This is a genomic window from Pseudonocardia oceanicola (assembly GCF_047200735.1).
Lineage (GTDB): Bacteria > Actinomycetota > Actinomycetes > Mycobacteriales > Pseudonocardiaceae > Pseudonocardia.
On the sequence record NZ_JBJZON010000008.1, the window covers coordinates 251,584 to 260,182 of the forward strand.

Annotated in this window: 6 protein-coding genes; 3 read left to right on the forward strand and 3 right to left on the reverse strand. The window is 73.7% G+C overall.

The features are described from left to right. Positions 1 to 108: 108 nt before the first annotated feature. Positions 109 to 1,395 carry an acyl-CoA dehydrogenase family protein gene (locus tag ACL02T_RS14840; protein ID WP_412831272.1) on the forward strand — a complete coding sequence of 429 codons (1,287 nt, stop codon included), beginning with the start codon at positions 109 to 111 and terminating at the stop codon, positions 1,393 to 1,395. 45 nt (positions 1,396 to 1,440) lie between these two features. On the opposite strand, the gene ACL02T_RS14845 is transcribed toward ACL02T_RS14840, so the two are convergent. The 3 genes from ACL02T_RS14845 to ACL02T_RS14855 all read right to left on the reverse strand — a co-directional run bounded on the left by ACL02T_RS14845 (position 1,441) and on the right by ACL02T_RS14855 (position 3,999). After that, on the reverse strand, positions 1,441 to 2,445 hold the full coding sequence (locus tag ACL02T_RS14845; protein ID WP_412831273.1) for an adenosine deaminase: 1,005 nt from the start codon (positions 2,443 to 2,445) through the stop codon (positions 1,441 to 1,443). 98 nt (positions 2,446 to 2,543) lie between these two features. Further along, positions 2,544 to 3,332 carry a carbon-nitrogen hydrolase family protein gene (locus ACL02T_RS14850; RefSeq protein ID WP_412831274.1) on the reverse strand — a complete coding sequence of 263 codons (789 nt, stop codon included), beginning with the start codon at positions 3,330 to 3,332 and terminating at the stop codon, positions 2,544 to 2,546. 4 nt (positions 3,333 to 3,336) lie between these two features. Then, positions 3,337 to 3,999, reverse strand: coding sequence for a TetR/AcrR family transcriptional regulator (locus tag ACL02T_RS14855; RefSeq protein ID WP_412831275.1), 663 nt, complete (start codon positions 3,997 to 3,999; stop codon positions 3,337 to 3,339). Between the two features lie 77 nt (positions 4,000 to 4,076). Here ACL02T_RS14855 and ACL02T_RS14860 point away from each other — a divergent pair, with 77 nt between their 5' ends. Both ACL02T_RS14860 and ACL02T_RS14865 read left to right on the forward strand, forming a co-directional pair. Next, complete coding sequence (locus tag ACL02T_RS14860) at positions 4,077 to 6,002, forward strand: acyl-CoA dehydrogenase (protein ID WP_412831276.1); 1,926 nt, start codon at positions 4,077 to 4,079, stop codon at positions 6,000 to 6,002. Positions 6,003 to 6,190: 188 nt separating this feature from the next. Then, positions 6,191 to 8,488 carry a UvrD-helicase domain-containing protein gene (locus ACL02T_RS14865; protein WP_412831277.1) on the forward strand — a complete coding sequence of 766 codons (2,298 nt, stop codon included), beginning with the start codon at positions 6,191 to 6,193 and terminating at the stop codon, positions 8,486 to 8,488. Positions 8,489 to 8,599: the final 111 nt, after the last annotated feature.

Sequence of the window (8,599 nt, forward strand, 5' to 3'; positions counted from 1 at the left end):
GCCGGGCCCGGCCGACGAGGGGGCTGCCGTAAGGCGCCTGCATCAACTAGCGTGCCCGCAGAGGCTGACGTCGGGGTCGGCGAAGCGAGTCGCGGAGGTGCGGGCACGATGGCGTGGGACTTCTCCACCGAGCCGGAGTTCGAGAAGAAGCTGCAGTGGATGCGGGAGTTCGTCCGGGAGGAGATCATCCCGCTCGAGACGCTGGACATCGACCGCGAGACCTACGCCCGCATCACCGCTCCGATGAAGGAGAAGGTGAAGGAGCAGGGCCTGTGGGCGGCGCACCTGCCCCCGGAGCTCGGCGGCGGCGGGTTCGGCCAGGTCAAGCTGGGTCTGATGCACGAGATCCTCGGCCAGTGCACATTCGCGCCCGGCATCTTCGGCAACCAGGCGCCGGACTCGGGCAACGCCGAGCTGCTCGCCATCGGGGGGTCGCCGGAGCAGAAGGAGCAGTGGATGCACCCGCTGCTGCGCGGCGAGCTGCGCTCCTGCTTCTCGATGACGGAGCCGGGCGCCGGCGCCGACCCGACGCTGCTCACCACCCGGGCGGTGCTCGAGGGCGACGAGTACGTGATCAACGGCCACAAGTGGTTCTCGTCCAACGCCTCGGCCGCGGACTTCCTCATCGTCATGGCGGTCACGGACCCCGACGTCTCGCCCCACCAGGGCTCGTCGATGATCATCGTCCCGGCGGACACGCCGGGCGTGAACATCCTGCGCGACATCCCGGTCATGGACCACTCCACGGTGCACCCGCGGCTCGAGGGCGGGCACGCGGAGATCCTCTACGAGAACGTGCGGGTGCCGAAGGAGAACCTCGTCGGCAACCCCGGGGACGGCTTCACGCTGGCCCAGCAGCGACTGGGCCCGGGCCGCATCCACCACGCGATGCGCTGGCTCGGCCAGTCGCAGCGTGCCTTCGACATGCTCTGCGAGCGTGCGGTGTCGCGGTACGCGCACGGCTCGGTGCTCGCCGACAAGCAGATGATCCAGGACTGGGTCGCGACCTCGGCGGCGGAGATGCAGGCCGCGCGGCTGCTGACCCTGCAGGCGGCGTGGAAGATGGACCAGGTCGGCGCGTCGAACGCCCGGAACGAGATCGCGATCATCAAGTTCTGGGGCGCGAAGGTGCTCCACGACGTGATCGACCGCGCCATCCAGATCCACGGCTCCCTCGGCTTCTCCGGTGACCTGCCGCTGGAGCAGATGTACCGGGCCGCGCGCGCCGCCCGCATCTACGACGGCCCGGACGAGGTGCACAAGGCCACGGTCGCCAGGCGCATCCTGCGCGGCTACGAGGCGCACGACGTCCCGAGCGAGCACGTGCCGACCCGGACCGAGGCCGCCCGGGAGAAGTTCGCCGAGTTCCTCGAGCTCGCCACGGCGAACACCTGAGGCGGTGCCGGCCGGGGATGCGACGGGGATCCCGGCCGGCACCGCTCAGCCCGCCCGGGCCGTCCACTCCGCGATCTCGCCGTGCCAGCGCCGCTTGTCCTCCGCCGGTGCGAACGCGGCGTCGACGGAGTTGCGGGCCAGCTGCGCGAGCCGCGCCCGGTCGAGGCCGAGGTCGCGGGCGACGGCCCGGTAGTTCTCGTCGACGTACCCGCCGAAGTAGGCCGGGTCGTCGCTGTTCACGGTGGCGACGAGACCCTGGTCGAGCATCCTCGGGAGCGGGTGGTCGGGCAGCGCGTCGACGGCCCGCAGGTACACGTTGGAGAGCGGACACACGGTCAGCGGGATCCGCTCCGCGCGCAGCCGCGCCACCAGCTCCGGGTCCTCCATGGCGCGGATGCCGTGGTCGACGCGCGCGACGTGGAGCAGGTCGAGGGCCTCGCGGACGTAGTCCGGACCGCCCTCCTCCCCCGCGTGCGCCACCCGGTGCAGGCCCTCCGAGGCGGCCATCGCGTAGACGCGGGTGAACAGTGACGGTGGGTACCCGACCTCCGCCGAGTCCAGCCCGACGCCGATGAAGTGCTCGCGCAACGGCAGCGCCGCCCGCAGGATCTCCTCCGCCGCCTCGGGGCCGAGGTCGCGCAGGAAACAGAGGATCAGCGCCGCGGACACCCCGTGCGTCTCCTCGGCCGCAGCGAACGCGCTGCTCAGCCCGCGAATCACCGCCTCGAGCGGCACCCCGCGCCCCACGTGTGTCTGCGGGTCGAAGAACACCTCGGCCCGCCGCACCCCCGCCGCCCGCGCCCGGTCGAGGTAGCCCGTCGCCAGCTCGTGGAAGTCCTCCTCGGTGCGAAGCACGGCGAGGTTCGCGTAGTACACGTCGAGGAAGGCCTGCAGGTCGGCGAAGTGCTCGTACCGCTCCCGCAGCACGGCGGGGTCGCGCGAGGGCAGCGGGAGGCCGTCCCGGTCGGCGAGCCGGACCAGCAGCTCGGCCTCGATCGTGCCCTCGACGTGCAGGTGCAGCTCGGCCGTCGGCGGGGTGGGAGCGCTCATCCTGCGAGCCTGCCACCGGCGGCCGGGGTCAGTCCTCGGCCACGAACCGGTGGGCCTCGCCGTCGCCGGTCGCGGTCCGGTCGGGGTCCCGGCACTGGCTAGAACCGGCGGTTCGCCAGGACGGGGACGGCCTTGCGGGCCGCGTCGACCTCGTCCAGGTCGAGGTCGGCCACGAGCAGTCCGGGCTCCTCCCCCAGCTGCGCGACCACCGCGCCGTACGGGCTCGCCACCAGGCTCGCACCGATCCCCGTCGGCGCCTTCCCGCGCGGCCGGCCCACGGTCTCGGGGTCGGCCTGGTCGCAGGCGGCCACGAAGGCCGTCGAGTCCAGGGCACGGGCGCGCACCAGCAGGTCCCACTGCTCCCGCTTCCCCGGCCCGGCGCCCCACGACGCCGGGGCCAGGATCAGCTGGGCCCCGCGGTCGCCCAGCTCCTGGTACAGCCCGGGGAACCGCAGGTCGTAGCAGGTGGTGAGGCCGACCGTGCGTCCGTCGACCTGGATGGTGCGCACCCCCGTGCCCGGGGCGACGGTGTCCGACTCGGCGAACCCGAACGCGTCGAACAGGTGGATCTTCTCGTAGGACGCCTCGATGCCGCCGCCGGTGATCAGGAGCGTGTTGTGCACGCGCCCGTCCTCGGCCGGGGTGAACATGCCGGCCACCACGGTGACCCCGGCGTCCTCGGCGACCGCCCGCACCCGATCCGCCCACGGGCCGTCGAGCGGCTCGGCGACGGGACCGAGCTTCACGCCGAAGCAGCACATCGTGGCCTCGGGGAACACGACGATCCGCGCGCCTGCCTCGGCGGCCGCGCGGGCGCCGTCGGCGACGAGGCCGAGGTTCTCCTCCGCCGACGGGGTCGAGACGATCTGGGCCAGGGCGATCCGCATGGCCTCAGGCTGGCATCCCGAGCATGCGGCCCGCCAACTCGGAGTAGAGCAGGCCCAGCGCGTCGGGCGGCCACGGGCCGCCCGGGACGTACCACCGGGCGACGTCGATGCCGAGGGAGAGCACGGCGGCGCTCGCCCCGCGGACGTCGGGCACGGTGAACGCACCCTCCTCGACCCCGCGCACGATCAGCCCGCGCACGACCCGTTCGGTGTCGCGACGCAGCTCTGCGATCACCTCGGCGTGCGCGGCGGTGAGCGCGCCCTGCTCGTACTGGACGACCCGCGCGGTCGTGCGCTGCTCGGCATGCCAGCGGGTGAAGGCGTAGACCAGCACCCGCACCGCCGTCGCCGGGTCGGGTTCCGCGGCGGCCGCGCGGACGAGCTCCAGCGCGAGGGTGTGTCCGCGCCGGCTGAGCGCGAAGAGCAGCTCCTCCTTCGAGGCGAAGTGCACGTACAGCGCGGCCGTGCTCAGCCCGGAGCCCTGCCCGATGTGCTTGAGCGAGGTGCCGTGGAAGCCCCGCTCGGCGAAGGACTCCAGCGCGGCCCCGACGATCGCCCGCTGCGTCGCCGTCGCCCACTCCGCCCACAGGTCGAGGCCGGCGAGGATCCGCTCGCCCGCCGCCGTCGTCGCCCCGGTGTCCTGCCCGACCTCGGTGACCCGCACCATCACCCGCTCCTCTTGACGCCGCCGCCCGTCGCGCCCACTCTACTTACTGATCGATCAGTAACCCCTCGGGAGCGACGATGCCGCGCAGCGACCGCGACCTCATCCTGTCCCGCCACGACCTGCAGTTCCTGCTGCACGACTGGCTGCGCGTGGAGGAGCTGACCGAGCGGGAGCGGTACGCCGAGCACTCCCGGGACACGATCGACGCGGTGCTGGAGCTCGCCGCGGACCTCGCCACGGAGAAGTTCGCCCCGCACAACAAGCGCAACGACGCCGAGGAGCCCGAGTTCGTCGCGGGCCGGGTCCTCCTGCACGACGAGGTCGCGCCCGCGCTGCGCGCCGCGGCGGAGGCCGGGCTGCTGTCCGCCACGATGGACGAGCGGGTGGGCGGGCTGCAGCTGCCGTACGTCGTCGGCACCGCGGTCCAGGCGTGGTTCCACGCGGCCAACATCGGCACCTGGGCCTACGCCATGCTCACCGTGGCCAACGCGAACCTCCTGATCGCGCACGGCACACCCGAGCAGATCGCCACCTGGGTGCCACCGATGGTCGAGGGCCGGTTCCACGGGACGATGTGCCTGTCCGAACCGCAGGCGGGGTCGTCGCTCGCGGACATCACCACCCGCGCCGAGCCGCAGCCCGACGGCAGCTACCGGCTGCACGGCACCAAGATGTGGATCTCCGGCGGGGAGCACGAGCTGGGCGAGAACATCGTCCACCTGGTGCTGGCGAAGATCCCCGGCGGCGCGGCCGGGGTGAAGGGCATCTCACTGTTCCTGGTGCCCAAGTACCTGCTCGACGCGAACGGGGAGCCGGGCGAGCGCAACGACGTCGCGCTGGTCGGGCTGAACCACAAGATGGGCTACCGCGGCACGGTCAACACCCTGCTCAACCTCGGCGAGGGCGCGCACACCCCGGGCGGCGAGCCGGGCGCCGTCGGGTACCTCGTGGGCGCGCCCGGGGGCGGCCTGGCCGCCATGTTCCACATGATGAACGAGGCGCGCATCGGCGTCGGGGCGGGTGCGGCCGCGCTCGCCTACACCGGGTACCTGAAGGCACTGGACTACGCGACGACCCGGCCGCAGGGCCGCCCGGCCGGCGCCAAGGATCCCGCCGCGCCGATGGTCCCGATCGTCCGGCACGCCGACGTGCGCCGGATGCTGCTGGCACAGAAGGCCTACGCCGAGGGCGCCCTCGCCCTCGTGCTCTTCTGCGGGCGGCTCGTCGACGAGGAACGCACCGCGCCGACCGGGGCGGAACGGGTCCGGGCGCACCTGCTGCTCGAGACGCTCACCCCGATCGCGAAGAGCTGGCCCTCGCAGTGGGGGCCGGAGGCCAACTCGCTGGCCATCCAGGTGCACGGCGGTTACGGCTACACCCGCGAGTACGACGTCGAGCAGCACTACCGGGACAACCGGCTCAACCCGATCCACGAGGGCACCCACGGGATCCAGGCGGCCGACCTGCTCGGCCGCAAGGTCGCCATGGCCGGCGGGGCCGGGTTCACCGCGCTGCAGGAGACGATCGCCGCGACGATCTCCCGGGCGGCCGACGCCGGCGCCGACGCCGCAGAGTACGGCGCGCAGCTGCGCGCGGTCCTGGACCGGCTCGTCGAGGTCACCGCGCTGCTGCAGGCGCACCCCGACGCGGAGGAGCGGCTGGCCAACGCGTCGGTCTACCTCGAGGCGGCCGGGCACGTCGTCGTCGCCTGGATCTGGCTGGAACAGCTGCTGGCCGCGGCGGGCCGCGCAGACCACACCGCGGCGGGCCGCGCAGACCACACCGCGGCGGGCCGCGCAGACCACACCGCGGCGGGCCGCGCAGACCACACCGCGGCGGGCCGCGCCGACCACACCCCGGCCGAACGCGACGATCTCGGTCACGGCAAGCGCGCGGCTGCCCGCTACTTCTTCCGGTTCGAGCTGCCCAAGGTCGGCCCTCAGCTGGATCTGCTGGCCTCGCTCGACCGGACGTCGCTGGACACCGACCCCTCCTGGCTCTGAGCCGTGTCCGGTCCCCGACGGCGGGCGAGCGGGGCGGTCGCGTCGGAGGTGGCGAGCGGGTGGGGAAGGCCCGCTCGGGAAGAGGCGTGGCGCGCGACCGCGGGAAAGCCGGCCGCGTTGGGACGCGAGCACCACGAATGTGCGGGCGGTGACTGTTCCGGGAATGGCGGGGAGAGCTATCCTGAGGGGTGCCATCAGATCGAGATAACGCTACTCCGCAATCTCATTTTAGCACGGGAGAGGAGCGCGCGGGAATACCCTCTTCCGCGCAGGAGCTGGCGGCGGAGAGCGCGCGGATCGGGCGGCTGCACGAGCTGCTCGCCGAGGAGCTCGCGACCGCCACCGCCCGGGCCCACGGCATGCTGACCGCGGCGACGGGTGGGGAGCTCAGCGCCCGCTGGGAACGCGACGTCTCCGTGCACCGCTGGTCGGAGCGGGTGGGCGCGCTGCGGGCGGCCCGTTCTCGGCTGTGCTTCGGCCGGCTCGACCACACCGACGGATCGCGGAACTACGTCGGCCGGATCGGGCTCACCGATCCCGAGGACGGGGAGAGCGCGCTGCTCGACTGGCGGGCGCCCGCCGCCCGTCCGTTCTACTGCGCGACCCTCGCCACGCCCCTCGGCGTGACCCGCCGGCGTCATTTCGAGCTCGCCGGAAGGGCACCCGAGGAACGGGTCGCCGCATTCCACGACGACGTGCTGGAGCGGTCGGCGCTGGGCGACGTCGATTCCGGGTCCGCGTCGGATCCGGCGCTGCTCGCCGCGTTGGCGGCACCGCGCGGGTCGACGATGCGCGACATCGTCACGACGATCCAGGCGGAGCAGGACGCCGTCATCCGGCTGCCGCTCGCCGGCGCGGTTGTGATCGAGGGTGGCCCGGGCACCGGGAAGACCGCGGTCGCGCTGCACCGCGTCGCCTATCTGCTCTACACCCACCGCGAGCGCCTGGCCCGCAGCGGCGTGCTGGTCGTCGGTCCCAGCGCCGGGTTCGTCCGGTACGTCGGCGGGGTGCTCCCCGCACTCGGCGAGTCGGCGGTCGTGTTCACCACCCCCGGGCGGCTGGCGCACGGCGTCGTCGCGACCGCCGTCGACCCGGACGAGGTCGCGTGCACGAAGGGCGACCTGGCGATGCTCGGTGTCCTGCGCCGCGCCGTCGACGACCGGCAGGAACTGCCCGCGTCGCCGATCACGATCGAGCTCGAGGACGTCACGATCGAGATCGACCGGGCGACGGCGGCCGAGGCGCGCGGGCGCGCCCGCGCCACCGGCCTGCCGCACAACGTCGCCCGGACGACCTTCCGGGACACGCTCGGCCGCCTGCTCGTCGACCGGGGCATGGAGAAGCTCGACCGCGGCCTGGAGGACCCGCCCGAACTCGTCGAGCTCCTCCGCGGTCTCGACCTCCCCGAGATCGAGCCCGCCGGTGCCGCGGAGGTGACGGCGCAGATGCGCGCCGAGCTGCGCGACGACCTCCGGGCAAACCTCGACTTCCACGCCGCGGTCGAGCGGCTCTGGCCGGTGCTGACGCCGGAGCGGTGCCTCGCCGACCTCTACGCGTCGCCGGAGCGGCTCGCCTCGGCCGGCGAGGGGCTCGAGGGGCTGCACCGCCCGGCGGGCTCCGCCTGGACCGTGGCCGACGCGCCGCTGCTCGACGAGCTGGCCGAGCTGCTCGGTCCGCCGCCCGCCGGTCCGGCCGAGGTGCACGATCCCGACGACCGCTACGCCGGCGAGGTGCTGGACATCCTGGAATCGGCCGACCGCGACCTCGCCGGGGAGGACCCCGACGAGCTGCGCCCGACGGACTTCGTGACCGCGGACGTCCTCGCCGCCCGGCAGGTGCCCGGCCACCTGGCGAGCGTCGCCGAGCGGGCGGCCGGGGACCGGGACTGGCGGTACGGGCACCTGGTCGTCGACGAGGCGCAGGAGCTCTCGGCCATGGACTGGCACGTCCTGCTGCGGCGCTGCCCGTCGCGCTCGATCACGGCGGTGGGGGACCTCGCCCAGCGCAGTGCCCCCGCGGGGGCACGGGCCTGGGCGGACGTGCTCGGCCCCCACCTCGGTTCCCGGTGGACCTACCGGACGCTCACCGTCAACTACCGCACGCCCACGGAGATCATGGCGCTGGCCGGCGCCGTGCTCGCCGAGTTCGCCCCCGACCGCCGGCCCCCGGAGTCGGTGCGGGCGGCGGGTACGCATCCGTGGGAGCGCACGGTGCCCGCGACCGACCTCGCGGCCGAGATGCGCAAGGCCGTCGAGGCCGAGGCCGCGGGCCTGGGCCGCGGGACCCTGGCGGTGATCGCCCCCGAGGTGGAGGGCCTTCCCGACCTCCCTGCCGAGATGCACACCCCGGTCTCGGCGAAAGGGCTCGAGTTCGACGTCGTCGTGATCGTCGACCCCGAGGCGATCCGGGCCCGCAATCCCGCCGACCTCTACGTCTCGATGACCCGCGCCACGCAACGGCTGGGGCTGGTGCACGTCGAGGGGTGAGGAGATGGGCCTCACGCGACGCCGCCGCGGGCCGGCAGGCTCGTGGCGGCCTCCGCGGCCACGCCGGGATACGGCACACCGACGATTTCTGCCGGGATGGTGAGGAAGCGG

Excerpts from the sequence above, each read along its gene's own strand:
- ACL02T_RS14850 (WP_412831274.1), bottom strand. The coding sequence starts at position 3,332 with ATGCGGATCGCCCTGGCCCAGATCGTCTCGACCCCGTCGGCGGAGGAG.
- ACL02T_RS14845 (WP_412831273.1), bottom strand. The coding sequence starts at position 2,445 with ATGAGCGCTCCCACCCCGCCGACGGCCGAGCTGCACCTGCACGTCGAG.
- ACL02T_RS14855 (WP_412831275.1), bottom strand. The coding sequence starts at position 3,999 with ATGGTGCGGGTCACCGAGGTCGGGCAGGACACCGGGGCGACGACGGCG.
- ACL02T_RS14840 (WP_412831272.1), top strand. The coding sequence starts at position 109 with ATGGCGTGGGACTTCTCCACCGAGCCGGAGTTCGAGAAGAAGCTGCAG.
- ACL02T_RS14860 (WP_412831276.1), top strand. The coding sequence starts at position 4,077 with ATGCCGCGCAGCGACCGCGACCTCATCCTGTCCCGCCACGACCTGCAG.